The organism is Kitasatospora cineracea, assembly GCF_003751605.1.
In the GTDB taxonomy this organism is placed as follows: domain Bacteria; phylum Actinomycetota; class Actinomycetes; order Streptomycetales; family Streptomycetaceae; genus Kitasatospora; species Kitasatospora cineracea.
Genome location: NZ_RJVJ01000001.1, coordinates 4,035,440 through 4,060,402, shown reverse-complemented (window position 1 = coordinate 4,060,402; position 24,963 = coordinate 4,035,440). Strand labels below are relative to the sequence as shown.

Here is a 24,963-nt window from a genome sequence, read left to right as displayed (position 1 = left end):
GCGGCGTCTGAGGGGGCGTCATGCAGCAGATCCGTTCCTGGTACCGCGGCCCGCTGGCGTCCTTCGACACCGAGACCACGGGTGTCGACGTCGAGCGGGACAGAATCGTTTCGGCCGCCCTGGTGGTGCAGCCCGCACCGGGCCGGGAGGCCGCCGTCCGGACGTGGCTGGCGAACCCGGGGGTGCCGATCCCGGAGCCGGCCCGCGCGGTGCACGGCATCTCGGACGAACAGGTGCGGGCGCACGGCCGGCCGCCGCGGGCGGTCGCGGTGGAGGTGGCGCTGGCCCTGGCCGAGCAGTCCCGGGCGGGCGTGCCGCTGGTGGTGATGAACGCTCCGTACGATCTGACGCTGCTGGACCGGGAGTTGCGCCGGCACGGGGCGGGTTCGCTGCCGGAGGTGCTGGGCGGCGCGGAGCTGCTGGTGCTCGACCCACGGGTGCTGGACAAACAGGTGGACCGCTACCGCAAGGGCCGCCGCACGCTGACCGACCTGTGCGCGCACTACGGGGTCTCGCTGGTGGGCGCGCACGACGCGGCGGCGGACGCGCTGGCGGCGATGGACCTGGTGCGCGCGGTGGCCTCCCGGCACGAGGCGCGCCTCGGTGCGCTGACGCCGGCCGAGCTGCACCTGCGGCAGGCGGTGTGGCACGCGGCGCAGGCCCGCGGCCTGGAGCGGTGGTTCGAGCGCGCGGGCACCCCGGAGCGGGTGGACACGGCCTGGCCGATGCGCCCGGCCCGCTGCCACTGCGGCGAGCGCCTGGAGCCGGGCCACGCCTGCGAGTTGGCGGCCTGACGCCCCGTCGGGACCGCCCGGCCCGAGAAACGCCGCAGGCCCCGACAGCGTGGTCGGGGCCTGCGGTTGGTGCTCGGTGGGCGATACTGGGATCGAACCAGTGACCCCTTCGGTGTGAACGAAGTGCTCTCCCGCTGAGCTAATCGCCCGGGCAACGAGAAGAACTGTAGCACCACTTGGGCCCCGGTTCACAATCCGTTCCCCGGACGGTCCCCCAGTTCCCGTTCCGGGACGGCACGTTGAATGGCCGTCAGAACTCGGCGCCCGGTACGCGGAAAAGGCGTAGGGCCCCGACCTGATAAACAAGTCGGAGCCCTACGCCTGTGCATTCCGGTGGGCGATACTGGGATCGAACCAGTGACCCCTTCGGTGTGAACGAAGTGCTCTCCCGCTGAGCTAATCGCCCGGGTGCAGGGAAAACATTACCCCATCCGCGCGGGTGCTCCGAACACCCTCGCCACCGCCGCGCCCGCCCCGCTCCCCCGCCTCCGGGGCCGGCCCCCGCCCGACCGTCCCGACCAGCGGCGCGGGCCGGGCACGCCGAGTGACGCCCCCAGTCGGGGCGGCCGCCGGGCCGGGCCGGACGGGGGCCGGCCGGGCGCGCGCCGGGCCAGGTTCGTGGGTTCCTCCAGTCCCGCCGCGGCCGCCCCGGTGCGACCCCCGGTAATGCCCTGCCGTTACCGGCCCGCCGCTCGGGCGACCGGACCGGCCGGGGGATTCCGCAATGCGCCGGAAGGGGTACGACTCGCACCGGAATCGGGACAGACGGGTTTACACCGGGCTTTCAGGTGGGATGGTCCGTTCGCCGACGTGCGATTCCCCGAGCGCACACTGAGCGAAAGGCCCTGGCGCTTATGAACACCACGGTCAGCTGCGAGCTGCACCTGCGCCTCATCGTGTCCAGCGAGTCGTCACTGCCCGTCCCCGCGGGCCTGCGCTACGACACTGCCGACCCCTATGCCGTGCACGCGACGTTCCACACCGGAGCAGACGAGACCGTGGAGTGGGTGTTCGCCCGCGACCTCCTCGCGGAGGGGCTGCACCGACCGACCGGTACCGGCGACGTCCGGGTGTGGCCGTCCCGCAGCCACGGTCAAGGCGTGGTTTGCATCGCCCTGAGCTCTCCGGAAGGAGAGGCCCTGCTGGAAGCCCCGGCCCGGGCGCTTGAGTCCTTCCTCAAGCGGACGGACGCCGCGGTGCCCCCCGGCACCGAACACCGTCACTTCGACCTCGACCGGGAGCTTTCCCACATCCTCGCCGAGAACTGAACCCCGAACGAGTACGGCCCGCCGTCGCGCGGCGGCGGGAACGCCTCGATGCGCACCGTCCTACTCGGGGGCACGGTCGCAGCTCGCAGCCGCCACGGCGGCCTCGGGGCCGGCCCCGGGCGTCCCTCCCACCGGAGCAGACGCCCGGGGCCCAGTCACGTCCGGGTCCGGGCCGCGTGCGGTCGGATCCGGTCGCCTCACGTCACGGCCTGGTCACGTCCCGGCCCGCGCACCCGCCCCGGTGACGGCCCGGGCCGGTAGAGTCGGCGCGCGATGACCGACGCGACGGCCCCCGGCCGGCGCCGCGTGAGGAGCCCCCACGTGCTGATCACCCATGACACCGAGTGCGCGCTGAGCATCCTGGTGGAGCTGCTGAACACGGCGCCGGAGGCGTGCGGCAGCGAACAGCTGCCCGACGTGGCGGCGCTGAGCGCGTTCGTGGTCCGGCAGGAGATCAGCGAGATCGACTCGCTCGGTCCGGCGGACCTGGCCGCCGTGCACGAGCTGCGCTCCCGGCTGCGCGAGGTGTTCTCGGCCGGGTCGGTCGAGCGGGCCGCCGGGCTGGTGAACGCCCTGGTCGCGGAGGCCGGGACCACGCCCCGGCTGACCAACCACGACCACCACGGCTGGCACATCCACTACTTCGCCCCGCACGCCGCGATCGGCCGGCACCTGGCCGCCGAGCTGAGCATGGCGCTGGCGTTCATCGTGATGGCCGGCGAGCTGGAGCGGCTGCGCCGCTGCGAGGCGCCGAGCTGCGCCCGGGTCTTCGTCGACCTGTCCCGCAACCGCTCGCGCCGCTACTGCGACAGCCGCACCTGCGGCAACCGGCTGCACGTCGCCGCGTACCGGGCCCGGCAGCGCTCGGCGGAGGCCGCGGCCGAGGCGGAGGCGGTGCCGGCCCCGGGGCGCTGAGGCGGCGGTCGGCGGGGCGCCGCCGACCTGGGAGACTTGGCGGCATGAGTGATTCCTCGCTGCCCCGTGTCGAGTTCTGGTGCGACCTGCTGTGCCCCGACTGCCGTACCGCGCTGGACGACGTCCGGGCGCTGCGGGAGCGGTTCGGCGACGCGCTGACCGTCGAGCTGCGGCACTTCCCGCTGGAGAAGCACAAGTACGCGTACCCGGCGGCCGAGGCGGCGGCGGAGGCGTTCGAGCAGGGGCGCGGCTGGGAGTTCGTGGAGGCCGTGCTGGAGCGGCTGGCGGACGTCGAGCGGGGCGGGGCGCCGGTGCTGGTGGAGATCGCCGGTGCGGTGGGCGTGGACGCGGACGAGGTGGACACCGCGCTGGTCGACGGGCGGCACATGCTGTGGGTCGACTCGGACGTGGCGGAGGGCCGGGCGATCGGGGTCAAGGGCACGCCGACGTACGTGGTGGCCGGGAAGCGGCTGGACGGCGGGCAGTCGCAGGAGGGGCTGCGGGAGCGGATCGTCGAGCTGCTGAACAGCTGAGGGCGGCCCGGGGCGGCGGGGTGGTCAGCCCAGGGGTTTGCTGAGCAGGTGCCGGGTGGTCCGGTAGCCGAGCGACTCGTACAGGCCGATCGCCACCCCGTTGTCGCGGAAGACGTTGAGGCCGAGGTGGCGGACGCCGGCCCGCAGGCACTCGCGTTCGGCGATGTGCATGAGGGTGCGGCCGTGGCCCCGGCCGCGGTGCTCGGGGGCGACCTTGACCAGCATCACCCAGGCGAGCGGGCTGCCGTCGGGGAGGCGGTCCTGGTGGAGGGTGACCCAGATGCTGCCGAGGACGCGGCCGTCGGCGTCCAGCAGGTGGCGCAGCACGGTGCCGACGGTGCCGGGGCCGACCGGGAGGGCGCGGCGGTGGTCGTTCTCGGCGCGGGCGGTGGCTTCGTCGGGGCCGAGGCCGGCGGTGAGCAGTTCCTCGCGGTAGCCGGCGACGGCGGCTCGGCGCCAGTCCGGGTACTCCTCGGCGGTGATCGGACGGTCCGTCAACCCGTCTGGTATCGGCGGGAGTTGGGCGAGGTCCTTGCCGAGGTTGCGCATCTGCTCGGTGTAGCCGAGGGTGTGCGCGAGGTGCAGGGCGACGGTGGCCCCGGCCGGGACGGTGACCTGGGCGCGGGCGCAGCCCCAGTAGCGGAGGACCTCCTCGGCGGCCAGGACGGCGACGGTAGCGCGGCCGCGGCGGCGGTCCGGTTCGGCCACTTCGAGTTCGCAGATCTCGCCGGGGTACTGGCCGGTGCGGGCCCACGCGTTGGTGCGCAGGCCGCCCGCCCGGCGGCCGTTCACCATGATGTGCCAGCGCTGCGTCCGCCCGCCGCCGACGCCCGCTTCCTCGGGCCCGTCGGGCCGCAACGTGGTGGTCATGCCGTCTCCCTTTCCCGCCCCGGACGTTCTTCTATCCCCGTGCTGCCGCCGGTGTTCAGACCGGGTCGCGGTCCTGGGCGGCGCGTTCGGCGAAGACCTCCATGGCCTTGCGGGTGACCGGGCCGACGCCGGGGAGTTCGCGGTCGTCGATCCGGGTGACGGCCTGGACGTCGCGGAGGGTGGAGGTCAGGAAGACCTCCTCGGCTTCGGCGAGGGCTTCGAGCGGGACGTCGGCCTCCTCGGCGCCGGTCCAGTCGACGACCAGGTGGCGGGTGATGCCGGCCAGGCAGCCGGAGGCGAGGGTGGGGGTGACCAGGCGGCCGTCGAGGACCAGGAAGACGTTGGAGCCGGTGCCCTCGCAGAGCAGGCCGGCGGTGTTGGCGAGGAGGGCCTCGCTGGCGCCGGCCCGGTGGGCGGCGGCGAGGGCGACGACGTTCTCGGCGTAGGAGGTGGTCTTGAGGCCGGTGACGGCGGAGTGCTCGTTGCGGCGCCAGGGGACGGTGACGACCGCGGTGGTCTCGGGGCGGGGGTGGGCGCTGCCGAGGGCGACGACCAGGCTGGGGGCGGCGGTGCCGCGTTCGGAGCCGAGCGGGGAGGTGCCGCCGGTGTAGGTGATGCGCAGGCGGCCGAGCGGCAGCGGCTTGGCGGCGAGGACGGCGGTGCAGGCCTCGCGGACCAGGTCGTGGTCGGGGTCGGGGAGGCCGAGGCCGCGGGTGGAGCGGGTGAGGCGGTCGAGGTGCCGGGTGAGGGCGAAGAGTTCGCCGTGCTCGGCCTTGACGGTTTCGAAGACGCCGTCGCCGACGGTGAGTCCGTGGTCGAGGACGGGGAGTGCGGCGGTGTCCTCGGTGGTGAGGGTTCCGTTGACCCAGATCATCGGCGGCTTGCTCCTTCGGGTGTTTCGGGGGTGCCGGTGGAGGCTATCGCCACCAGTCGGGCGGCCTTGAGTTCGGTTTCCCGCCATTCGCGGTCGGGGTCGGAGTCCCAGGTGATGCCGGCGCCGGTGCCGAACTTGAGGACGGGGGCGCCGGTGGTGGGGCGTTCGATCCAGAAGGAGCGGATGCCGACGGCGAGTTCGGCCTCGCCGCGGTCGGCGTCGACCCAGCCGACGGCGCCGCAGTAGGGGCCGCGGGGGGCGGTCTCCAGGGCGTCGATGATCCGCAGGGCGCTGCTCTTGGGGGCGCCGGTGACGGAGCCGGGCGGGAAGGTGGCGGCGAAGAGCTCGGGCCAGCCGGCGTCGGGGCGCAGGGTGCCCTCGACGGTGGAGACCAGGTGGACCAGGCCGGGGTGCTTCTCGACGGCGCAGAGGTCGGGGACGGTGACGGTGCCGGTCCCGCAGACCCGGCCGAGGTCGTTGCGGACCAGGTCGACGATCATCACGTTCTCGGCGTGGTCCTTGTCGAGCAGGTCGTGCTCGGTGCGGCCGGTGCCCTTGATCGGGCCGGAGCGGACGGTGCGGCCGCGGCGGGCGAGGTAGAGCTCGGGGGAGGCGGTGGCGATCTCGACGCCGTGCTCGGGGAGGCGGATCGTTCCTGCGTACGGCGCGGGGTTGTGGGCGGCGAGCAGGCCGGTGAGGGCGTCGATGTCGGTGCGGGCGGGGTCGGGCAGCGGGGCGCTCAACACCCGGCAGAGGTTGGCCTGGTAGACCTCGCCGGCGGCGATGTGCTCGCGGATCCGGCGGACTCCGGCCCGGTAGGCGTCGGCGTCGAGGGAGCTGTGCCAGGCGGCGGGGGCGGGGCCCTGCCAGCGGGCGGTGGCGGGCGGGGCCGGGTCGGGGCGGACGTCGGCGAACCGGGCGCAGGTGAGGCGGCCCTCGAAGTCGTGGGCGACGGCCCAGAACCCGCCGCGGTCGAGGACGGCCGGGTCGTGGCTGACTTCGCGCAGTCCGGTGGCGAGGCGGCCGGCGAAGCGGGCCATCGGCTGGTCGGGGCTGAGGGGGGCGGTGCGGCCGGACACGGTTCTCCTGCGCGGATTTCGGTGCTGCCCGCCGGCGGCGCCGGTGCCGGGCGCCCGGCGGTACCGGCCGGGCGGGGCCTGGTGGCGGCGCCGGTCCGCGCGGGCGCGGGACGGGCCCCGGGGGATCGCCCCGGTACCGGAAAGTCTAGGTCGGGGGCCTGGGAGAACGCCCGGGCCGGGCGGGGCGGTTCGGCATGCGGCGGCCACCACCGCGCCACGCTGCGGGAACGGATTTTTCAGCTGGGCCGGGAATCCGCTAGAGTTCAACACGTCGCCAGGGAGCGCAGCCGGGAAAACCGGAAAGCACCCGGGCCGACAGGCGGACGTGGCTCAGTTGGTAGAGCATCACCTTGCCAAGGTGAGGGTCGCGAGTTCGAATCTCGTCGTCCGCTCGATGGAGAACGGGTAAGATCGTTCTTCAGAAGTGAGTTGCCTGGTGGAGTGGCCGAGAGGCGAGGCAACGGCCTGCAAAGCCGTGTACACGGGTTCAAATCCCGTCTCCACCTCAAAGAGGTGCCGTCCGGTTCCGACCGGAGGCCCTCCCCGCGCGATTAGCTCAGCGGGAGAGCACTACCTTGACACGGTAGGGGTCACTGGTTCAATCCCAGTATCGCGCACTGGTCTTCGGATCCCGGTCCTTCGGATCGACCCGCGCGATTAGCTCAGCGGGAGAGCACTACCTTGACACGGTAGGGGTCACTGGTTCAATCCCAGTATCGCGCACTCAGGCTTCCCAGCAGGGGATTCCTGGCGCACCCGCGCGATTAGCTCAGCGGGAGAGCACTACCTTGACACGGTAGGGGTCACTGGTTCAATCCCAGTATCGCGCACCACGGTTGAGAGCCGCAGTCCGTCCGGACTGCGGCTCTCGGCGTTTCTTCCCGTGGTCGGGGAACGACCGGTGGCCGGGAACGGCACGCCCTCACCGACGTGTCGTTCCCGGCCATCGGGTGGGCCGGAGCTGCAGCCTGTGCCACTCACTCGAGTCCGTCCACGACTGTGAGGGCGGCTCCGGCCGGCGAAGACCCCCACCCCATGAGGGGGTCAGCGCCCGATCAGGTCGGCGACCGCTCTGGTCTGGGTCGCCAATTGGTCCCACGCTCCGAACAGGGCCAGCAGCAGGACCGCGCAGGGCAGGACGATGGCGAGGGCGACGACCGGGTGCCGGGTCTCCGTGGCGGGGAGGTGGCGGCGGCGAAGGGCTCTGGTGAGCGGTGCCATGGCGTGCTGGGCTCCTGCCGGGCTGGGTGCTGCGGGTCGGGTTCGGAGGGGGTGGGACGGGTGGTGCGGTCTGGCAGCGGGGGCGGGTTCTCGGGGGACGAGCGGGCCCGCCCTCGCTGTGGACAACCGTATGGCGGGGTGGGTGTCCGGGTCGTCATGCCCGCGTACCGTTCCGATCGCCTCCGCTGGGATGAGGCGTGGTGCGGCGGCCTACTCCTGGAGGCGGAGACCGGTGCGCGGGTACCCCTAGACCACCCTGGGGGCGCCCCCTGGGGGTCGGCTCGATCGGCGGCGGAGCCCGGGTTCTGACGGGGCGTGAACGGCGGGCGGCAGGCGGTTCGGACACGGATCGCCGCCGGTGGCGGGCGGGGGCGGGGCGTCCGGGAACGGAGCGTACGGCACCAATCCGACAATCCGACCGGCGGTTCGCGTGTTGCGTGTCGACGCGGGGCCACCACCTGTCCGTAAGCTGTCCCGAGACGGTTGCCTGACGATGCCCCACATCCGACGGGGCCTCATCCCACAAGCTGACGGAACGGGAACGGGTACGGGCAGATGGCAATGATGCGGCTGAGGCGTGAGGACCCCCGCATCGTCGGCCCGTACCGGCTGCACCGGCGGCTGGGCGCCGGCGGGATGGGCGTGGTGTACCTCGGCTCCGACCGCAAGGGGCAGCGGGTCGCGCTGAAGCTGATCCGCGCCGAGCTGGCCGAGGACGCCGAGTTCCGCACCCGGTTCGCCCGGGAGATCGCCGCCGCCTCGCGGATCCGCGGCGGGTGCACGGCCCGGGTGGTCGGCTCCGACATCGAGACCGAACGGCCCTGGCTGGCCACCGCGTACGTGCCCGGGCCCTCGCTGTACAAGCAGGTGTCCGAGGAGGGGCCGCTGGCCTGGCCGGACGCCGCCCGGATCGGCTCGGCGCTGGCCGACGGGCTGGTGAAGGTGCACGAGGCCGGGGTGGTGCACCGGGACCTCAAGCCGTCGAACATCCTGCTCTCCCCCAAGGGCCCGCGGATCATCGACTTCGGCATCGCCTGGTCGCGCGGCGCCTCCACGCTCACCCACGTCGGCACCGCGGTCGGCTCGCCCGGCTTCCTGGCGCCCGAGCAGGTGCGCGGCGCGGCCGTCACGCCCGCCACCGACGTGTTCGCGTTCGGGGCGACGGTGGCCTTCGCGCTGACCGGGGAGTCGCCGTTCGGGTCCGGCGCCTCCTCCGAGGTGATGCTGTACCGGGTGGTGCACGAGGAGCCCGACCTGACCGGCATCCCGCCGGTGCTGGCCCCGCTGGTGCGCGCCTGCCTGGCCAAGGAGCCGTCCGAGCGCCCGCCGGCCGCGGCGCTGCACGAGCGGTTGAGCGAGCTCGCGGCGCGCGGCGGCGGCCGGGCCGGGCGGAGCGGTGGCGGCGGCGCCGCCGGCCGGGCCGACGAGGCGCACGCGCCCGCCGCGCCGCCCGCCGACGGGCCCGCGGAGGGCGCTTCCCCGGTCCGCCGGGCGGCGGCCGGTGCGGCGCCCGGCGCGGTGCGGCGGCCGGAGGGCCGGCCCGACGGGGTGCGCGGCGCGGCGGGCGGGCGGCCCGAGCCGGTGCGCGGCGCGGCCGCGGGCGTCCGGCCGGTGGCGGCGAAGGCGGAGGGGGCGGCCGGGCCCGGCGGGCGGGCGGTGGCCGCGCCCGCGATGCCCCGGCAGGACGCGGCCCGTCCGGAGACCCGCGGCCCCGGGCCGCGGCGTCCGGTCCGGGACGGCGACACCGTCCGGGAGCGCCGCCCGGCGGCCGGGGCCGGGCGCACCCCCGTGCCCGGCCGGGACCGCACTCCCCCGCCCGGGCGCGCCCCGCACACCCTGGGTGGGCGGCCGACGCCCCGTCAGCGGCTGCTGCGGCAGCGGCTGGTGGTGTTCGTGACGGTCACCCTGGGCGTGGCGCTGGCCATCGCCGTCGCGCAGGGCTGCCAGAACCGCGAGGCGCAGGGACTGGGCCCGCAGCCCGGCGCGGTGGTGTCCGGCGGCCCGGGGGCGCCGAGCGCCGGGACGACGCTGTCCGTGGACGGCGTGAACGCCACCGGGCACAGCGACACCGGGCTCGCCCCGTCCTTCGGCAGCCCGCCGCAGGTCGACTGGCCCAACCTCAGCTACCCCGACCCGTCCGGCGGCCCGGCGATCCGGCTGCACGACGGGCGTTCCACCGAGAACGGCCCGCCGATCTCGCTCTCCGCGGTGCTGCCCGCCCGCTACCGGGACGCGCAGGCCGCGCTGGTGGTGCTGCGCCGGCTGGAGGGCGCGGTGCCGGTCGACCTGGTCCAGCTGTACGGCTTCACCGGCGGTTCCCCCGTGCTGCTCGCCGACCGGGCCTCGGCGGCCAATCCGGAGGCGGGCGCGGTGTGGCGGGTCGAGAACGGCGCGCTGATCCGCGAGGAGCGGGTCGACCGGACCGGTGCGGTCTCCTCCACCCGGTACACCGTCCGGGCGGACGGGGGGCTGGAGGAGTCCTGGCCGGGTTCGGGCGTCTCGGGCTCGGCGGACTGACCGGCCCCGGGCGGGTTCACAGGCCGGCGGCGTCCAGGAGCGCGCGCATCTCCTCGACCGGGAGGGCCGGGTTCACGGCGGCGGCCCGTTGGACGGCCGGGGACGGGTCGGCGAGCAGGGCCCGGAAGGTGGCCGGGGTGTGGGCGGGGTGGCTCGCGGCGATGCGGCGGACGCGATCATCGGGGTCGGCGGCGAGGCGTTCCAGTAGGGCGGCGGGCAACTCGGGGTCGCGCAGGGCGAGTTGGCGCATCCGGGGGGTGGGGTCGTCGGCGAGGCGGCGGAGGGTTTCGACGGGCAGTGGGTGGGCGTCGGCGGGGCGCCAGCGCATCCGCTTGACCGGGCGGTGCTCGCGGTCGAGGCGTTCGGCGGTGACCGGGTCGATCGGGTCGGGGCTGCTGCGGGCGGCGGCGAGCGCGACCTCGTTGTCGGGGTCGGCGAGCAGCCGGGCGCGGGCCTCGGCGGGCAGGTCGGGCGAGGCGGCGGCGGCCCGGCGGAAGGCCGGGTGGGGCGAGTCGAGGTGCGGCAGCGGGTCGGCGGTGACCCAGGGGAGGTGGAGCATCCGGAGTTCGATGCCGACCCCGAAGTGGTCGATCTCCAGCTCGATGGCGGTCTCCTCGTCCACGTCCTCGCCGGGTGGTTCGAACGGTCCGGTGATGGAGTCGTGGAGGGCGGCGCGGTCGGCGGCGGGGGTGTCGGGGCGGGCGAGGACGGCGAGGCGGACCAGGGCGCGGGGGTCGGCGGCGAGGCGGGCGCGGATCGCGGCGGGCAGGCCGGGGTGGGTGGCGAGGGCGCGGCGGACGTCCGGGTCGGGGTCGGCGGCGAGGCTTTCGAGGTCGGTGGTGTCCGGGTCGCAGTGCGGGGCGGCACCGGCCCGGGTGAGCGGGTCGGCGAGCAGGGCGGGGACGAGGTCGGCGGGCGGGACGGGGTGCGGCAGGCGGCGGAAGTACCCGGCGCAGGCCGCGGCGCGGACACTGCCCTCGGGGTCGGTGAGCAGGGTGCGGCGGACGGGCTCGGGAGCGTCGGTCCACCACTGGGCGAGGGCGGCGCGGACGTCCGGGGCGGGGTCGTGGGCGAGGCGGGCGCGCAGGTCGGCGGGGGTGCGATCGGACTTGGCGAGCTGCTCGCGCACCCGGGGCGCCGGGTCTGCGGTGAACCGTTCGAACAGGTCGCGTTCGTCGGGGGTGGAGGAGATGACCAGCGCGGTCCGGACGCTCGGGTTGGGGTGGGCGGTGAGGCGGCGGCGGACCTGCGGCGGCAGGTGGCGGCTGAGGGCGACGCCGTGCGCGTCCTGGGTGATCAGGGCGTCGAGTTGGGGTTCGGTCAGGCCGGGGCGGCGGGCGAGTTCGAAGGAGCGGCCCGGGGCGGCGAGCAGGCGGTCGATCAGGTCGGTGGGCAGGGCCGGGTTCTCGGCCAGGCCGTCCAGCAACTCGTAGCGGACGTCGGACATGCGGGCGGAGCTCCTTCAGCGGGTGGTGAGGCGGGCGCGGGCGGCGGGCCAGTCGGTGGCGGTCAGGGTGTAGTGGAGCAGGCCGTGCGGTGGGGCGGCGGAGTCGGCGGGGCGGGCGCCGAGGCGGGTGACGGCTCGGCGGGAGCGGGTGTTGGCGGCGTCGACGCGCCAGCGGATCTCGGTGAAGCCGAGGGTGTCGAAGGCGTGGGCCATCAGCAGGAGCTTGGTCTCGCGGTTGGCGCCGGTGCGCCACCAGCGGCGGCCGAACCAGGTGCCGCCGATCTCGATCCGGCCGGTGGCGGTGTCCCAGCCGTGCAGGTTGGTGGTGCCGATCGCGCGGCCCCGGGCGCGGTCGAGGACGGCGAGCGGGAGGCGGTGGCCGCGGGCGGCGTCGGCGAGGCGGGCGGCGACGATCGCGTGCAGGTCGTCCTCGGTCTGCGGGGTGGGGGCGCTCAGGTGGCGCCAGACCTCCTCGTCCCGGCCGCCGGCTTCGAACAGCGCGGGGACGTGGGCGGCGGTGAGCGGTTCGAGCCGCACCAGGCGGCCCTCCAGGACGACGGCTGTCGGTGCGGTCGGCATGGCCGGGACGCTACCGGACGGGGGCGAACGGCGGTGACGGCTTGTCAGTAGGCGGCGGCAGCATGTGCGCATGATGTGGACGACCGACGCGATGCACGTCGCGTACTGCCAGTACTTCCTGTACGGGCCGGAGCTGCCGGCCGGCTGGGACGCGCACGCGCTGGACCGGCTGTTCCACGGGAACGGGGTGGCCGCGGGCTGCCCCGACCACCTGACGGTGCTGTGCGGGACGCACACCGGGCTGATCCGGCTGGGGGTGGAGCGCTGCGCGGAGCGGCCACCGGAGCCGGGGGCGGAGTGGGAGAGCGCGGTGGAGCTGTCGCTGTACAGCAGCGGCGAGCTGCGGTTGCGCGCCTGGGACGGGGTGGACGTCGACGGGGCGGGGAACCTGGCGCACGCCGGGCGCGGCTGGTACCGGGTGCGGGTGCAGACCCGGGGACGGGACCGGGGGCGGGAGGCCGACACGGCGGCCCGGCCGGTCGAGGAGCACCGGTTGACGGTGTGGCCCGCTCCCCCGGCGCCCGACCTGGTGCTGCGGGTCGGCGACCTGACGGGCCGGCGGCACCACGATCCGCGGCGGCCGGCGCCGCAGCCGATCCGGCCTCCGGCGGCGCGTCGGGCGGCGTGACGGGGGCGGTGGGCTGGGGGCGGTGGGCTGGGGGCGGTGGGCTGGAGGTCGGGCGCGGCATGTCGATGATCACACCGTGCTGTTCGCCGGAGTGCCCGGCGCGGGTGGGCCCGTCGGCCGCCGGATAATGGTGCGCACCGCGGGCCGGTGGCGGCGGCGGTGGACGGTGATCCGGGAGGTGCGGGAGCGATGGCCCTGGTGGAGGGACAGCGTGTCAGGCTGGTCGAGGACCTGGCGCTGGGCGGGGCGTCCGCCGGGGAGGACGGCCCGCTGGTGGGTGTGCTGCTGCTGGGTGCGGGCGTGGAGGGCACCGTGGTGCGGGTGAGCGGCGAGCTGCCGCCGCCCGAGGAGGTCCGCGAGTACGAGCGGCTGCGGGCCCTGTTCGAGGACTACGGGCACACCATGCCCGCGGAGAGCCTGCGCCGACTGGAGGCGCAGTTGGCCGAACTGGAGCCGCACTGGCGGGAGTTCGAGGCGCGGGGCCCGCTGTCATCGGTCCGGGTGCGGTTCGACAACGGGTTCGTGCTGGACGACGCGGACGGGGCGGTGTTCGCCGCCCTCTGACCGCGTCCGCCGACTGTGGCCGCTGCCCGGGCCCGCCGGCCGTAACCACTGACCGCGTCCGCCGGCCGTGGCTGCCGCCCGGGCCCGCCGGCTGCGTCGGACGGCCCGGTCAGCCGTGGTTGACGGCGTAGAACGCGATCGCGGCGGCGGCGCCGACGTTCAGCGAGTCGATGCCGTGGGCCATCGGGATCCGCACCCGCTGGTCCGCGGCCGCGAGGGCCTTCGGGGTGAGGCCGTCGCCCTCGGCGCCGAGCATCAGCGCGGCCCTGGGGAGCAGGTGCGGGCGGGCCGCGGTGAAGTCCTCCGCGCCGGAGGGCGTCAGCGCCAGCAGTTCGAACCCCGCCTCCCGCACCGTGCCGAGCGCCGCCGGCCAGGGCTCGAGCCGCGCGTACGGGACGGAGAAGACGGCGCCCATCGAGGTCTTGACGGCCCGCCGGTACAGCGGGTCCGCGCAGTCCGGCGAGAGCAGCACGGCGTCCATGCCGAGTGCGGCGGCGGAGCGGAAGATCGCCCCGAGGTTGGTGTGGTCGACCAGGCCCTCCAGGACGGCGACCCGGCGGGCCCCGGCGAGCACCTCGGCGGCGGTGGGCAGCGGCTTGCGCTCCATCGAGGCGAGCGCGCCGCGGTGCACGTGGTAGCCCGTCACCTGCTCGGCGAGGGCCGGTTCGACCAGGTGGACGGGGGCGTCCGCCTCGGCGATCACGTCTCCCATCACGCCCAGCCACTTGGCGGTCAGCAGCATCGAGCGCATCCGGAACCCGGCGGCCAGCGCCCGCCGGATCACCTTCTCCCCCTCGGCGATGAACAGCCCTTCGGCGGGCTCCCGGCGGCGTCGCAGTTCGACGTCGGTCAGGTCGGTGTAGTCGCTCAGCCGGGGGTCGGCGGCGTCGGTGACGGTGAGTGGCTCGGACACCGGACGATTTTCGCACGTCGCGGGCGGCGCGCCGGGACGGGAGCGGGCGGCGGGTGCCCGGGGCTCACTCCGGCTCCGCCTCCCGGGCCCCGGCCGCGCGGCGTGGCGGTGCGGGGGTGAGCAGGGCGGCGAGCCGGTGGGTGTCCGCGAGGTACTGCTCGTAGGGGAAGCCGGCGGCCAGCAGGGCGGTGCGGAACTCCTCCTCCAGCGGTTTGCCCTCGGCCAGGAAGGCGGCCTGGCCGGCCGGGGTGAGGGTGACCAGGCGGCGGCGCCGGTGGGCGGGGTCGACGTCGACCGCGACGTACCCCTCGGCCTCCAGCGGGCGCAGGGCGCGGCTGACGGCGGGGTCGGACAGGGCCAGGGCCTCGGCGAGCCGGTGCTGGGTGGCGGGTTGGATCTCCTCGAGGGTGCCCAGCAGCCGCAGTTGGCTGGGCGAGAGGCGCCGGTCGGGGCCGGAGCGGCGCCGGGCGGCGTCCCCCATCAGCATGACCACGCGGTAGAGGAGTTCTGCCAGTCCTTCGTCCATGGGGCCATCCTACCGGAACGCTTGCATGGTTAATATTAACCATGCAACACTCGAAGGCATGGACACTCTCCCGTACGCCGTCCGCACCTCGTTCCCGATCCTCTTCCTGCTGGTGCCCGCCATCGGAGCGCTGCTGAGCTGCCGCCGCCGGAACCGGACCCGTCCGGCGGCGGAGGTCTGGCAGCGCTGGTGGGCCGTCGGCGCCCTGGGCTTCGGCAGCCTCTGGGTCGCGGTCGCGTTCCTGGGCGCCCCGTCCGGCATGGCCGACGCCATCGGGTTCGCGCACTCGCCGTTCCAGTTCGAGATCGCCTGCGCCAACATCGGCTTCGCCCTGCTGGGCTTCCGCGCCGCGTCGGCCTCCCCGCGCGAACGCCTCACCAGCGGGCTGGCGGCGGCCGCGTTCCTGTGGGGGGCGGCGGCCGGGCACCTCTACCAGTGGTTCGCCCACGGCGACCACGCCGCCGGGAACACCGGCGGCATCCTGGCCAACGACCTGCTGATCCCCGCCGTCATGATCGCCCTGGCCGTCCGGGACCTGCGCCGCGAGGCCCGCGCGGCCCGCAGTGCCGGCGGCACCCGCACCGTCCACCCGGTGGGCTGAGCGCGGCGGCCGGTCCTACGACGAAGGGGAACGGCCCGTCCGGAGCGACGGCCGTTCCCCTTCTCCCGTTCCCCTCGTCCGGACAGGGCCTAGACGAGTAGTTCCGAAGTCGGGTGTCTTTGGCTGTTCTGCTTCGGACATGCGGGGAGGGTGTCCAGGCTTCGGGTTGTGACGACCGAAGAGCTGGACACCCTCCTGACGGCACTCTACGTGTGGATCGATGATCATCTGCCTCGAACGCGCTGGTTGGGGCGCCCGCCGCGGCTGACGGACTCGGAACTGGTGTGCCTGGCCGTGGCCCAGGTGCTGCTGGGCTTCCACTCCGAGGCCCGCTGGATCCGCTTCGCCCGCGCCCGCCTGCGCGGCATGTTCCCGCACCTGCCCGAACGCCCCGGTTACAACAAGCGCCTGCGCGCCGCGCGCCCGCTGCTCCAGCAGGCGATCCGCGACCTGGCCCGGGACACCGACCTGTGGGCGGACCCGGTGTGGATCACCGACTCCACACCCGTGGAGTGCGGGCGCTCCCGCGACACCGTGCGCCGCTCGGCCCTGGCCGGGTGGGCCGGCTACGGCTACAGCCGCTCGCACTCACGCTGGTTCTGGGGCCTGAAACTGCACCTGGTCTGCACCCCGGCCGGACTCCCCGTCACCTGGGCCCTGGCCAGTCCGAAGGTCGACGAGCGCGAGGTGTTGGCCGCGCTCGTCGAAACCGAACCGGAGCTGGCCCGCGAGCGGCCCGGCCTGCTGATCCTCGCCGACAAGGGCTACGTCTCCGCCGAACTCGACCGCTTCCTCGAACAGCACGGCGCCCAACTGCTGCGACCGTCCTACCGCAACCGAACCCCACGCCCCGGGGAAGGGCTGCTGAAGTCCGTCCGCCAGCTGATCGAGTCCGTCAACGACACCCTCAAGGGCCAACTCGGCCTCGAACAGCACGGCGGCCGCACCATCGAGGGCCTCGGCGCCCGAGTCGGCCAACGGCTACTCGCAATGACCTGCGCGATCTGGCACAACCGCACCACCGGCCAACCCGTCACACGCTCGTTGATCGCCTACGACCACTGACCGACTAACCGACTTCGGAACTACTCGTCTAGGAGCCCAGGACGTGGACCACCTCGCCGATGACGATGACGGCCGGGGGCTTGATGCCCTCGGCCGCGACGGTCTCGCCCACGGTGGCGAGGGTGGCGTCGACGCGGCGCTGGGTGGCGGTGGTGCCCTCCTGGACGACCGCGACGGGCGTGTCGGCGGCGCGGCCGTGGGCGATCAGCTCGGCGGCGATCGCGCCGATCTTGTCGACGGCCATCAGCAGGACCAGGGTGCCGGTCATCCCGGCGACGGCCGCCCAGTTGGTGAGGGAGCGGTCGCCGGGGCCGACGTGGCCGGAGATGACGGTGAACTCGTGGGTCAGGCCGCGGTGGGTGACCGGGACGCCGGCCGCCGCGGGGACGCTGATCGAGGACGAGATGCCGGGGACGACGGTGACCGGGACGCCCGCCTCGACGCAGGCGAGCAGTTCCTCGCCGCCGCGGCCGAAGACGTACGGGTCGCCGCCCTTGAGCCGGACCACGAACTTGCCCGCCTTGGCGTGCTCGATCAGCGTGTTGTTGATCGCCTCCTGCGCCATGTACCGGCCGTAGGGGATCTTGGACGCGTCGATCACCTCGACGTGCGGGGGCAGTTCGGCGAGCAGTTCGCGCGGGGCGAGCCGGTCGGCGACCACCACGTCGGCGTCGGCGAGCAGGCGGCGGCCGCGGACGGTGATCAGGTCGGGGTCGCCGGGTCCGCCGCCGACCAGGGCGACGCCCGCGTCCCGGGCCCGGTACTGGCGGGCGGCCAGCGAGCCGTCCCGCAGGCCGGCCACGATCGAGTCGCGCAGCGCGGCGGAGTGCCGCGGGTCGCCGGTGAGGACGGCGACGGTCGCGCCGGAGTCGTGGCCGGAGGCGGGCGTCCAGGCGGTGGCGGCGGAGGCGTCGTCGCTGCGCGAGCAGAACACCCGCAGGCGGTCGGCCTCGGCGGAGACGGCGGTGTTGACGGCCGGGTCGTCGGTGGCGACCAGGGCGTACCAGGTGTCGGCGAGGTCGCCGTCCGCGTACGGGCGCCGGTGCCAGGTGAGTTCACCGGCGTCGGCCATCGCGGAGACAGCGGGGGTGGTGGCCGGGGATATCAGGTGGATGTCGGCACCGGCGGCGATCAGCGCGGGCAGCCGGCGCTGGGCGACCTGTCCGCCGCCGACCACCACGACGCGGCGGCCGGTGAGCAGCAGCCCGACGGGGTACGGGGTGAGGCCCTGGGTGGACGGGTGGGGGGTGGGCGCGGTCATGAGGGGAGCTCCTTGGGCGGGCGGTGCGGGGAGCCCCGCACCGGCGCGCCCTTGAGCCGGTGCGGGTTCGGCGGGCGGCCGCCCCCTCGCACTGCGGGGGCGGCCGGCGCCGGACGGTGGTCGGACCTTCTCGGCGACCCCGGTGATCAGGCCTTCTCGGTGACTCCGGCGGAGTCGAAGGTGGCTACATCGTGCATCGCCCGGGCCGCGCTCTGCACCAGCGGGAGGGCCAGCAGGGCTCCGGTGCCCTCGCCGAGCCGCAGGTCGAGGTCGATCAGCGGGCGCAGGCCGAGCTTGGCGAGCGCGGTCTGGTGGCCGGGTTCGGCGGAGCGGTGCCCGGCGATGCAGGCGGCCAGCACCTCGGGGGCGATCGCCTTGGCGACCAGGGCCGCCGAGCCGGCGATCACGCCGTCCAGGATCACCGGGATCCGCAGCGAGGCCGCGCCGAGCAGGAACCCGGCGATCGCGGCGTGCTCCAGGCCGCCGACGGCCGACAGCACGCCGATCGGGTCCGCCGGGTCGGGCTTGTGCAGGTCGAGGGCCTGCCGGATCACCTCGACCTTGCGGGCGTGGGTCTCGTCGTCGATGCCGGTGCCGCGGCCGGTGACCTCGGCCGGGTCGGTCTCGGTGAAGACCGAGATCAGCGCGGCGGAGGCGGTGGTGTTGGCGATGCCCATGTCGCCGGTGATCAGCACCTTGTTGCCGGCCGCGACCAGGTCGCGGGCGGTCTCGATGCCGACCTCGATCGCGCGCAGCGCCTCGTCCCGGCTCATCGCCGGTCCCTGCGTCATGTCGTCGGTGCCGGGCTTGACCTTGCGCGGCAGCAGGCCGGTGGTGCGGCCCTGCTGGATGGCGTCCGGGAGTTCGGCGGCCACGCCGACGTCCACCACGCACACCTCGGTGCCGACCTGGGCGGCGAACGCGTTGACCACCGCGCCGCCGGCCAGGAAGTTGCCGACCATCTGCGCGGTGACCTCCTGCGGCCACGGGGTGACGCCCTGGGCGTGCACGCCGTGGTCGCCCGCGAAGATCGCCACGCAGCCGGGCTCCGGGACGGGCGGCGGGCACTGCCGGGCCAGGCCGGACAGCTGGGCCGCGATCAGCTCCAGCACGCCGAGCGAACCGGCGGGCTTGGTCATCCGCTTCTGCCGGTCCCACGCCTCGCCGAGCGCCTTGGCGTCCAGCGGACGGATCCCGCGCAGGGTGTCGGACAGCAGGTCGTGCGGCTCCTCGCCGGGCAGCGCGCGGTTGCCGTACTGCTCCTCGTGCACCACCCAGGACAGCGGCCGCTTCTTCGCCCAGCCCTGCTGCTGCAGCTCCGGCTCGTCCGGGAACGCGTCCACGTAGCCGACGCACAGGTAGGCGACGACCTCCAGGTGCTCGGGCAGGCCCAGCTCGCGGACCAGTTCCTCGTCGTCGAAGAAGCTCACCCAGCCGACGCCCAGGCCCTCGGCGCGGGCCGCCAGCCACAGGTTCTCCACGGCCAGCGCGGCCGAGTACGGGGCCATCTGCGGCTGGGTGTGCCGGCCCAGGGTGTGCCGGCCGCCGCGGGTGCGGTCGGCGGTCACCACGATGTTGACGGGCGTCTCGAGGATCGCCTCGATCTTGATCTCCTTGAACTGCTTCGCCCGGCCCTTGGGCAGCGAGTCCGCGTACGCCTCGCGCTGACGCGCCGCCAGCTCGTGCATCTTCCGGCGGGTCTTCGCGGAACGGATCACCACGAAGTCCCACGGCTGCGAGTAGCCGACGCTCGGCGCGGTGTGCGCCGCCTCCAGCACCCGGATCAGCACCTCGTGCGGGATCGCGTCCGACCGGAAGCCGTTGCGCACGTCGCGCCGCTCCCGGATCACCTGGTGCACGGCCTCCCGCCCGGCCTCGTCGTACCCGGGCGCGGCGGGCGGGCGCTCGTCCTCTGCGGCCTCCTCGGCGGCGGCTTCGGCGGCTGCGTCGGCAGGCTCTTCGGCGGCCGCCTCCGCGGTCTGCTCGGTGACTGCTGCTTCCGCGGGCTCTTCGGCGGCCGCGGGCTCGGCCTCGGGCTCGGCTTCGGGGGCGCTCTCGACGGCCTCGGCGGTCTCGGCGGCCGCGGGCTGCTCGGCGGCGGCTTCCGGCTGGGCCTCGGCCACCGGCGCGACCTCCGGCTGCGGGGCCTCGGCCTCGGCGGCGGGGGCCTGCGCGGCCGCCGGTTCCGCAACGGCCTCGGCGGCGACGGGGGCCTCGGCCACCTCGGGTGCCTGCGCGGTCTCGACGGCCGCGGGCTGCTCGGCGGCGGCTTCCGGCTGGGCCTCGGCCACCGGCGCGGCCTGCGGCTGCGGGGCCTCGGCGGCCTGCGCGGCCTCGGGCTCCAGCAGCGGCAGTCCGGCGGGCGCGGCGAGGAACGCGGAGATCCGCCGGTGCGCGCCCCGTCCGGACGACTTCGCGGCCGGGGCGGGGATCGGCTCCGCGGCGGCCTCGCCGCTCACCGTCTCCGCGTCCGCCACCGGGACGGCCTCGGGCTGCACGGGCTCAGCGGCCTGCGCGGCCTCGACGGCCACTGGCTGCTCGGCCGACGGCGCGTCAACTGCCGCCGCAGCGACGGCGGGCGCAGCGGCCTCGGGCTGCACCTGCGACGGCGCGGGGGCCGCGTCGGTCTCGGCCGGCTCAACGGTCTCGGCGGCCGCAGCAGCCTCCGTGGCCTCGACGGCCGGAACGACCTCGACGACCTCGGCGGGCTCAACGGTCTCGGCGGCCTCCGCCACCGGCGCGGCCGGCTGCTCGACCGGCGCGGCCGGCTCGGCGGGTGCGGCCGGCTCGGCGGGTGCGGTCGGCTCGGCCGACTCGGCCGGTTCGACGAACACCGGCGCCAGGTTCGCGACGGGCGCGGCCTCGGCGGCCACCGGCTGCTCGACGGCGGCCGGTTCGGCGACGGGCCCGGCCACCACGGCCACGGCCTCCGCCACCGCCTCGGCCGCGGCTTCCACCGCGACGGGCTGCTCGGCGACGGGCTGCTCGACGACGACCACGGGCGCCCCAGCGGCGGCCTCCACCACCTGCGGCTGCACGGGCGCGGGCGCCGCCTGCTGGGCCGGCACCTGCGGAGCGAGGGACTGCGGGGCCTGCGCCTGCACCTGCGCCTGCTGCACCGTTTCGGCGGTCAGCACCGGCACCCCGTACGCGGGCGTGCCGCCGGGCGCGGACGGGCCGCGGTCGGCGAGCGAGCGGACCGGGACGTGACCGGTCATCAGGGACGGGTCGGGGATCGGCGGCCCGGCGTGCAGCGGACGGCGCGGCTGCGGCGGCACCGGCTGCTGCCCGGCGGCGGGTGCCGCGGCGGCAGCGGGTGCCGCGGCGGGCTGCGCCTGCGGGGCGCCGAGGTGCAGGGTGCCGTTCCCGGCGGCCTCCTCGGCCCCGGCGGGCGCGGCCGGTGCGGCGGGCGTGAGCGTCGTCGGCTCGACCGGCGGGGCGACGGTGAGGAGCGGGGGTTCGAGCGGCGGCCAGGACGGCGCGACCGGGGTGCCGGGCGGCTGCTCCCCGCCGACCGGCACGTCCGTGCCCGGGACCGCGCCCGCACCGGCAACCGGCTCGGCCGGCTCGACGGTGCCGTGCACGGCGTCGCCCCAGGCGGTCTGCGGGCCGGGCATCAGCAGGACGTCGTCCTCCTCGTCGCCGTCGGGCTGGTCGAGGAAGGTGTACGCGGGCCGCTGCTGGTCGCCGTGCCAGGCCCCGGCGGGCGCGGCGGGCTGGAGGGGCGCGCCGAGGTGGTGCTCCGGGACGGGTCCGCCGGGCCCGGGTTCGGGCGCGAGGGGACCGGCACTGGGGGCGTGGCCGCCGTCGGTCATGTCAATGCTCCTTCCAGGCCGCTTGCGCGTCCTCGGCGAGGTCCCCGGAGGCCCCGCCCACTTCGCCGGAACGGAACCGCACCGACCCGTCCCTTACTCCATCGGCCGTCACCCGCACGGGTGGCGTGCCATCAGAAACAACGACGGCCCCGGGCAACCGGCACGACGGCGCGGCCGCTCCGGACCCTCACGGCATTCTTCCGGGCGGGTGCGCACCACGTCGAATGCCCGCGAAGCGGGCCGTTCGGGTTGCAACGCGTCAAATCGGCGCGAACCGTGCCGGATCGGACACGGTGCTGCTTCGACGGGCTGGTCCCCCGGGGAAACCCTACCGGCCGTGGCCGGGCCGATCTCGAAACCCTGTCCGGATGCGACGGGGATCACCGTACCGCCGGGGACCGACCGTCCGCGGGGGTGTCCACGGGGTGTCCGCGGGGGTCAGTCGTGCGGTTCGCCCCAGATCAGCAGGGTGTAGTCGCCGCGTCCGAAGGAGGGCCCGGCGCCGGCGGCCTGTTCGGCGCGCAGGGGGGCGGACTGGAGCAGCAGGCCGTCGGTGCGGTAGCCGGCGGCGTCCAGGATCTGGCGGGTCTCGCCGGCTTCGGCGAGGGTGCGGGCGACGGCGACCACGCGTCCGGGCTTGCGGGCGGCGACGGCGCGGACCATGGCGGGGCCGCCCTGCTCGACGGCGACGGCGTCGGGTTCGGGAAGGGCGCCGAGGACTTCGGGGCCGGTGCCGGCGGCGGTCTCGACCTCGACGCCGGCCTTGCGGGCGTTGGCGGAGATCCGGGCGCAGTCGGCGGGTTCGGCCTCGACGGCGACCACGGCGGCGCCGAACCGGGCGGCCTCGACGGCGAGCGCGCCGTCCCCGGCGCCGACGGTCCACAGCAGGTCGCCGGGCGCGGGGGCGAGCCGGGCCAGGGCCAGCGCGCGGACGTGCGGCGGGAGTGCGCGGGGGCGCCGGGCGTCGGCGTCCGCTCCGGCGTACGCCCGGTTGGGGAGCGCCCAGCCGCGCTGCGGGCCGGGGTGGTCGAGCGGGCGGCCGGCCAGCCAGCCGGAGGCGGCCTCGGCGGGCGGGACGTTGCCGATCACCAGGACGACGGAGGGGTCGCGCCAGTCGTGGTCGGGGACGCGTTCGGAGGTGAGGACGGTGACGTCCTCCTCGGAGGTGCCGAGGGCCTCGCAGACCACGAAGGTGCGGGGGACGCCGCGCAGCATCAGGGCGAGTTCGCTGGGGCCGGCGCCGCCGGTGGTGAGGACGGCGACCTTGGGGTGGGCGCGGCAGACGTTGGCGGCGCGGCGCAGCCGTCCGCCGTGCGCGGAGACCACCTGGGCGTCCTCCCAGGCCATGCCGGCCCGGGCGAAGGCGGTGGCCACCGAGGAGACGGCGGGCAGGACTTCGAGTTCGAGGCCGTACTCGGGGCGGCGCAGGGTGCGCACGACGCCGAAGAAGCCGGGGTCGCCCTCGGCGACGACGACGGCGGTGCCGCGGTGGTCGGCGATCCTCCGGGCGGCGGCCCGCAGGTCTGCGAGGCCGATGCGTTCGGCGCGTTCGGGGACGGGGAGGGCGTCGAGCTGGTAGCCCGCCCCGGCGACCAGGGTGGCTCCGGCGAGTGCGCCGGCGGCGGCCTGGGTCAGTGGGGTGCCGTCCCACCCGATGACCGTGATCCGGTCAGCCATCTGCGGCCGCTCTCCCTCATGCCGTGTTCCACCCCTGGCGGGGTGCGCCGCGGGCGCGCCCCTGGGGCAGAGGCTACCGCCTGGCCGGGGTGGTGCGGAGCCGAGGCGCGCGCCGGGGCGTGAACAACGGGCGTACAGGCGTGCGAGCCCCGCGGGGGACGGGTTTCAGTGGCGCAGCGCGTGGTAGCGGTCGTCGGGGTGGGCGGGTTCGGGCGGGTCGAGGTCCTCGGGAGCAGGCTCCACACGATCAGGTCGGTGTGCTCCTCGGGCCCGGGGCCCCATTCGCCGCCGCGGACTATGCCGGCGTTGCGCAGCACGCCCTCGCTGATCGCGCCGGTCTTCTGGGCGACCTGCTGGGCGGCGGTGTTGCCGGCGGCGGTGCGCAGTTCGAGGCGCTGGAAGTCGCGGTCCTCGAACAGCCACTGGGCGGTGCCGAGGACGGCTTCGGGCGCGTAGCCCTCGCCGCGGGCCCAGGGGGCGGTGACGAAGCGGACCTCGGTGGCGCGCAGGTGCCAGTCGGTGCGGTCGAGTTCGAGCAGGCCGACGAGGCGCTGGGTGAGGTGCTCGGTGACGGCGAAAACGATTCCGCGCCCCCGGGCCCGCCGCTCGGGCGCCCGACGGGTGATCAGCTCGTGCGCGTCGGCCGGTCGGTAGGGGCGGGGGTGGCCGGTCCAGGTCTGGACGAGTTCGTCGTCGAGCATGGCGGCCAGTCCGGGGGCGTCCTGCTCCTCAAGGGCGCGCAGCAGCAGCCGTTCGGTGCTGATGGCTGTCTCGGGGAAGTTCGCAACCATGCCGTCTCTCCTCGCCGGGTCGTGGACACACCGTACGCCCCGCCCTTCGTCGGGCGTGCCAGCGTACCCGCTCCGTACCTCACGGCTCGTCAGCACGGTGCCCCCGGCGGGGAGGCCGGGGGCACCAATGGGTTGGAGCGCGGGTCAGAACGCCGGGACGACGGCACCCTGGAAGGTGTCGTCGATGTACTTCTTCACCTCGGCGGAGTGCAGCAGCTCGGCGAGCTTCTGCACCCGCGGGTCGCTCTCGTGGCCCTTCTTGACGGCGAGGATGTTGGCGTAGGGGTTGCCCTCGGCCTTCTCCAGCACCAGCGCGTCGGTGGACGGCTTGAGGTTGGCGCCCAGCGCGTAGTTGCCGTTGATGACGGCGGCGTCGACGTCGTCGAGGGCGCGCGGCAGCTGGGCCGCCTCCAGCTCCTTGAACTTGAGGTTCTTCGGGTTGCCGGAGATGTCCTGGACGGTGGCGGTGGTGCCGGCGCCGGACTTGAGGGTGATGACGTTGTTGTCGGCGAGCAGCTTGAGCGCCCGGCCCTCGTTGGTGGCGTCGCTGGGGACGGCGACCTGGGCGCCGTCCTTGAGCTCGGCGACGCTCTTGACCTTCTTGGAGTAGACGCCGAGCGGCTCCAGGTGGACGGCCTCGACGGAGACGATGTCGGTGCCGTTCTTCTTGTTGAAGTCGTCGAGGTAGGGCTGGTGCTGGAAGTAGTTCGCGTCCGCGGAGCCGTCCTGGACCGAGGTGTTGGGGGTCACGTAGTCGCTGACCTCCTTGATGTCCAGCTTGAGCCCGGCCTTGGCCGCCAGGTTGTCCTGCACGAACTTGAGGATCTGCGCGTGCGGGGTGGGGCTGGCGGCGACCACCAGGGGCTTGTTCGGGTCGGCGGAGGCGCCGGAGCCGGAGGAGCCCGAGGAGCAGGCGGCGAGGGTGAGCGCGAGGCCGGCGGCGGTGGCGGTCAGGGCGGTGGTCTTCAGAACGTGACGCACGAAAAGTGCCTTTCTGCGGGGTGCGAACGGCCCTGGTGGGGCCG

21 protein-coding genes, 7 tRNA genes and 1 pseudogene are annotated in these 24,963 nt (G+C 75.3%); 14 read left to right on the top strand and 15 right to left on the bottom strand.

The window, feature by feature from the left end:
* Positions 1-29: 29 nt before the first annotated feature.
* The gene (locus EDD39_RS18470) at positions 30-794 is read left to right on the top strand and encodes an exonuclease domain-containing protein (protein WP_162870197.1); all 765 of its coding nucleotides are present in this window, start codon (positions 30-32) and stop codon (positions 792-794) included.
* A gap of 77 nt (positions 795-871) precedes the next feature.
* Here EDD39_RS18470 and EDD39_RS18465 read toward each other — a convergent pair.
* Together EDD39_RS18465 and EDD39_RS18460 are read right to left on the bottom strand one after the other, a co-directional pair.
* Positions 872-943 (bottom strand) — tRNA-Val (locus EDD39_RS18465).
* Between the two features lie 185 nt (positions 944-1,128).
* A tRNA-Val gene (locus EDD39_RS18460) sits at positions 1,129-1,200 on the bottom strand.
* Between the two features lie 448 nt (positions 1,201-1,648).
* Here EDD39_RS18460 and EDD39_RS18455 point away from each other — a divergent pair.
* The 3 genes from EDD39_RS18455 (at position 1,649) to EDD39_RS18445 (ending at position 3,510) form a co-directional block, all read left to right on the top strand.
* The gene (locus EDD39_RS18455) at positions 1,649-2,062 is read left to right on the top strand and encodes an SsgA family sporulation/cell division regulator (RefSeq protein WP_030459107.1); all 414 of its coding nucleotides are present in this window, start codon (positions 1,649-1,651) and stop codon (positions 2,060-2,062) included.
* Between the two features lie 321 nt (positions 2,063-2,383).
* Complete coding sequence (locus EDD39_RS18450; protein WP_030459106.1) at positions 2,384-2,977, top strand: CGNR zinc finger domain-containing protein; 594 nt, start codon at positions 2,384-2,386, stop codon at positions 2,975-2,977.
* A 44-nt stretch (positions 2,978-3,021) separates the two neighbouring features.
* On the top strand, positions 3,022-3,510 hold the full coding sequence (locus EDD39_RS18445) for a DsbA family protein (RefSeq protein ID WP_123557428.1): 489 nt from the start codon (positions 3,022-3,024) through the stop codon (positions 3,508-3,510).
* 24 nt (positions 3,511-3,534) lie between these two features.
* Here the strand turns inward: EDD39_RS18445 and EDD39_RS18440 are convergent, their stop codons facing one another.
* From EDD39_RS18440 to EDD39_RS18430, 3 genes are read right to left on the bottom strand one after another with little or no spacing between them, the layout of a single operon-like run.
* Positions 3,535-4,380 carry a GNAT family N-acetyltransferase gene (locus EDD39_RS18440; protein ID WP_123557426.1) on the bottom strand — a complete coding sequence of 282 codons (846 nt, stop codon included), beginning with the start codon at positions 4,378-4,380 and terminating at the stop codon, positions 3,535-3,537.
* A 55-nt stretch (positions 4,381-4,435) separates the two neighbouring features.
* Positions 4,436-5,254: an aminotransferase class IV gene (locus EDD39_RS18435; RefSeq protein WP_123557424.1), complete on the bottom strand. Its 819-nt coding sequence runs from the start codon at positions 5,252-5,254 to the stop codon at positions 4,436-4,438.
* Positions 5,251-6,294: a chorismate-binding protein gene (locus EDD39_RS18430; protein WP_123560566.1), complete on the bottom strand. Its 1,044-nt coding sequence runs from the start codon at positions 6,292-6,294 to the stop codon at positions 5,251-5,253. Before EDD39_RS18430 ends, EDD39_RS18435 begins: the two co-directional genes overlap by 4 nt.
* Before the next feature lie 358 nt (positions 6,295-6,652).
* Here EDD39_RS18430 and EDD39_RS18425 point away from each other — a divergent pair.
* The 5 genes from EDD39_RS18425 (at position 6,653) to EDD39_RS18405 (ending at position 7,166) form a co-directional block, all read left to right on the top strand.
* A tRNA-Gly gene (locus tag EDD39_RS18425) sits at positions 6,653-6,725 on the top strand.
* Between the two features lie 43 nt (positions 6,726-6,768).
* A tRNA-Cys gene (locus EDD39_RS18420) sits at positions 6,769-6,839 on the top strand.
* A gap of 39 nt (positions 6,840-6,878) precedes the next feature.
* Positions 6,879-6,950, top strand: a tRNA-Val gene (locus EDD39_RS18415).
* A 34-nt stretch (positions 6,951-6,984) separates the two neighbouring features.
* Positions 6,985-7,056: transfer RNA gene (locus EDD39_RS18410), tRNA-Val, on the top strand.
* Positions 7,057-7,091: 35 nt separating this feature from the next.
* Positions 7,092-7,166, top strand: a tRNA-Val gene (locus tag EDD39_RS18405).
* Positions 7,167-7,377: 211 nt separating this feature from the next.
* Here EDD39_RS18405 and EDD39_RS18400 read toward each other — a convergent pair.
* Positions 7,378-7,554 carry a hypothetical protein gene (locus EDD39_RS18400; protein WP_157852248.1) on the bottom strand — a complete coding sequence of 59 codons (177 nt, stop codon included), beginning with the start codon at positions 7,552-7,554 and terminating at the stop codon, positions 7,378-7,380.
* 555 nt (positions 7,555-8,109) lie between these two features.
* On the opposite strand from EDD39_RS18400, the gene EDD39_RS18395 reads away from it, so the two are divergent.
* Positions 8,110-10,071 (top strand): serine/threonine-protein kinase, encoded by a 1,962-nt coding sequence (locus tag EDD39_RS18395; protein WP_208765525.1) that lies wholly within the window; start codon positions 8,110-8,112, stop codon positions 10,069-10,071.
* A 16-nt stretch (positions 10,072-10,087) separates the two neighbouring features.
* On the opposite strand, the gene EDD39_RS18385 is transcribed toward EDD39_RS18395, so the two are convergent.
* Both EDD39_RS18385 and EDD39_RS18380 read right to left on the bottom strand, forming a co-directional pair.
* A complete protein-coding gene (locus tag EDD39_RS18385) occupies positions 10,088-11,518 on the bottom strand; it encodes a hypothetical protein (protein ID WP_123557422.1) in 1,431 nt (476 codons plus the stop codon).
* 15 nt (positions 11,519-11,533) lie between these two features.
* On the bottom strand, positions 11,534-12,097 hold the full coding sequence (locus tag EDD39_RS18380; protein WP_123557420.1) for a GNAT family N-acetyltransferase: 564 nt from the start codon (positions 12,095-12,097) through the stop codon (positions 11,534-11,536).
* 70 nt (positions 12,098-12,167) lie between these two features.
* On the opposite strand from EDD39_RS18380, the gene EDD39_RS18375 reads away from it, so the two are divergent.
* The gene (locus EDD39_RS18375; RefSeq protein ID WP_123819108.1) at positions 12,168-12,725 is read left to right on the top strand and encodes a hypothetical protein; all 558 of its coding nucleotides are present in this window, start codon (positions 12,168-12,170) and stop codon (positions 12,723-12,725) included.
* A gap of 189 nt (positions 12,726-12,914) precedes the next feature.
* The gene (locus EDD39_RS18370; protein WP_123557416.1) at positions 12,915-13,289 is read left to right on the top strand and encodes a hypothetical protein; all 375 of its coding nucleotides are present in this window, start codon (positions 12,915-12,917) and stop codon (positions 13,287-13,289) included.
* 109 nt (positions 13,290-13,398) lie between these two features.
* Here the strand turns inward: EDD39_RS18370 and EDD39_RS18365 are convergent, their stop codons facing one another.
* Together EDD39_RS18365 and EDD39_RS18360 are read right to left on the bottom strand one after the other, a co-directional pair.
* The gene (locus EDD39_RS18365; protein ID WP_123557414.1) at positions 13,399-14,202 is read right to left on the bottom strand and encodes a TrmH family RNA methyltransferase; all 804 of its coding nucleotides are present in this window, start codon (positions 14,200-14,202) and stop codon (positions 13,399-13,401) included.
* Positions 14,203-14,266: 64 nt separating this feature from the next.
* Positions 14,267-14,728, bottom strand: a complete 462-nt coding sequence (locus EDD39_RS18360) for a MarR family winged helix-turn-helix transcriptional regulator (protein ID WP_123557412.1) — start codon at positions 14,726-14,728, stop codon at positions 14,267-14,269.
* A 58-nt stretch (positions 14,729-14,786) separates the two neighbouring features.
* Between EDD39_RS18360 and EDD39_RS18355 the strand changes: the two genes are divergently transcribed.
* Both EDD39_RS18355 and EDD39_RS18350 read left to right on the top strand, forming a co-directional pair.
* Positions 14,787-15,329: a DUF6790 family protein gene (locus EDD39_RS18355; RefSeq protein ID WP_123557410.1), complete on the top strand. Its 543-nt coding sequence runs from the start codon at positions 14,787-14,789 to the stop codon at positions 15,327-15,329.
* Positions 15,330-15,497: 168 nt separating this feature from the next.
* A complete protein-coding gene (locus EDD39_RS18350; protein ID WP_123557408.1) occupies positions 15,498-16,394 on the top strand; it encodes an IS982 family transposase in 897 nt (298 codons plus the stop codon).
* 28 nt (positions 16,395-16,422) lie between these two features.
* Here the strand turns inward: EDD39_RS18350 and cobA are convergent, their stop codons facing one another.
* From cobA to EDD39_RS18325, 5 genes and pseudogenes are all read right to left on the bottom strand, one after another.
* Complete coding sequence (cobA, locus tag EDD39_RS18345) at positions 16,423-17,655, bottom strand: uroporphyrinogen-III C-methyltransferase (protein WP_123557406.1); 1,233 nt, start codon at positions 17,653-17,655, stop codon at positions 16,423-16,425.
* Positions 17,656-17,801: 146 nt separating this feature from the next.
* Complete coding sequence (gene cobT, locus EDD39_RS18340) at positions 17,802-21,470, bottom strand: nicotinate-nucleotide--dimethylbenzimidazole phosphoribosyltransferase (protein WP_123557403.1); 3,669 nt, start codon at positions 21,468-21,470, stop codon at positions 17,802-17,804.
* A 438-nt stretch (positions 21,471-21,908) separates the two neighbouring features.
* Entirely contained in the window at positions 21,909-23,147 is a 1,239-nt protein-coding gene (gene cbiE / locus EDD39_RS18335) for a precorrin-6y C5,15-methyltransferase (decarboxylating) subunit CbiE (RefSeq protein WP_123557401.1), read from the bottom strand.
* Positions 23,148-23,374: 227 nt separating this feature from the next.
* Positions 23,375-23,938 (bottom strand): annotated as a pseudogene (locus tag EDD39_RS18330) (GNAT family N-acetyltransferase); the annotation flags it as partial.
* 144 nt (positions 23,939-24,082) lie between these two features.
* Complete coding sequence (locus EDD39_RS18325) at positions 24,083-24,919, bottom strand: MetQ/NlpA family ABC transporter substrate-binding protein (protein ID WP_123557397.1); 837 nt, start codon at positions 24,917-24,919, stop codon at positions 24,083-24,085.
* Positions 24,920-24,963 lie beyond the last annotated feature (44 nt).

Coding starts and splice junctions, on each gene's coding strand:
- EDD39_RS18455 (WP_030459107.1), top strand. CDS start 1,649: ATGAACACCACGGTCAGCTGCGAGCTGCACCTGCGCCTCATCGTGTCC.
- EDD39_RS18445 (WP_123557428.1), top strand. CDS start 3,022: ATGAGTGATTCCTCGCTGCCCCGTGTCGAGTTCTGGTGCGACCTGCTG.
- EDD39_RS18440 (WP_123557426.1), bottom strand. CDS start 4,380: ATGACCACCACGTTGCGGCCCGACGGGCCCGAGGAAGCGGGCGTCGGC.
- EDD39_RS18435 (WP_123557424.1), bottom strand. CDS start 5,254: ATGATCTGGGTCAACGGAACCCTCACCACCGAGGACACCGCCGCACTC.
- EDD39_RS18430 (WP_123560566.1), bottom strand. CDS start 6,294: ATGGCCCGCTTCGCCGGCCGCCTCGCCACCGGACTGCGCGAAGTCAGC.
- EDD39_RS18400 (WP_157852248.1), bottom strand. CDS start 7,554: ATGGCACCGCTCACCAGAGCCCTTCGCCGCCGCCACCTCCCCGCCACG.
- EDD39_RS18395 (WP_208765525.1), top strand. CDS start 8,110: ATGGCAATGATGCGGCTGAGGCGTGAGGACCCCCGCATCGTCGGCCCG.
- EDD39_RS18385 (WP_123557422.1), bottom strand. CDS start 11,518: ATGTCCGACGTCCGCTACGAGTTGCTGGACGGCCTGGCCGAGAACCCG.
- EDD39_RS18380 (WP_123557420.1), bottom strand. CDS start 12,097: ATGCCGACCGCACCGACAGCCGTCGTCCTGGAGGGCCGCCTGGTGCGG.
- EDD39_RS18375 (WP_123819108.1), top strand. CDS start 12,168: ATGATGTGGACGACCGACGCGATGCACGTCGCGTACTGCCAGTACTTC.
- EDD39_RS18370 (WP_123557416.1), top strand. CDS start 12,915: ATGGCCCTGGTGGAGGGACAGCGTGTCAGGCTGGTCGAGGACCTGGCG.
- EDD39_RS18360 (WP_123557412.1), bottom strand. CDS start 14,728: ATGGACGAAGGACTGGCAGAACTCCTCTACCGCGTGGTCATGCTGATG.
- EDD39_RS18355 (WP_123557410.1), top strand. CDS start 14,787: ATGGACACTCTCCCGTACGCCGTCCGCACCTCGTTCCCGATCCTCTTC.
- cobA (WP_123557406.1), bottom strand. CDS start 17,655: ATGACCGCGCCCACCCCCCACCCGTCCACCCAGGGCCTCACCCCGTAC.
- cobT (WP_123557403.1), bottom strand. CDS start 21,470: ATGACCGACGGCGGCCACGCCCCCAGTGCCGGTCCCCTCGCGCCCGAA.
- cbiE (WP_123557401.1), bottom strand. CDS start 23,147: ATGGCTGACCGGATCACGGTCATCGGGTGGGACGGCACCCCACTGACC.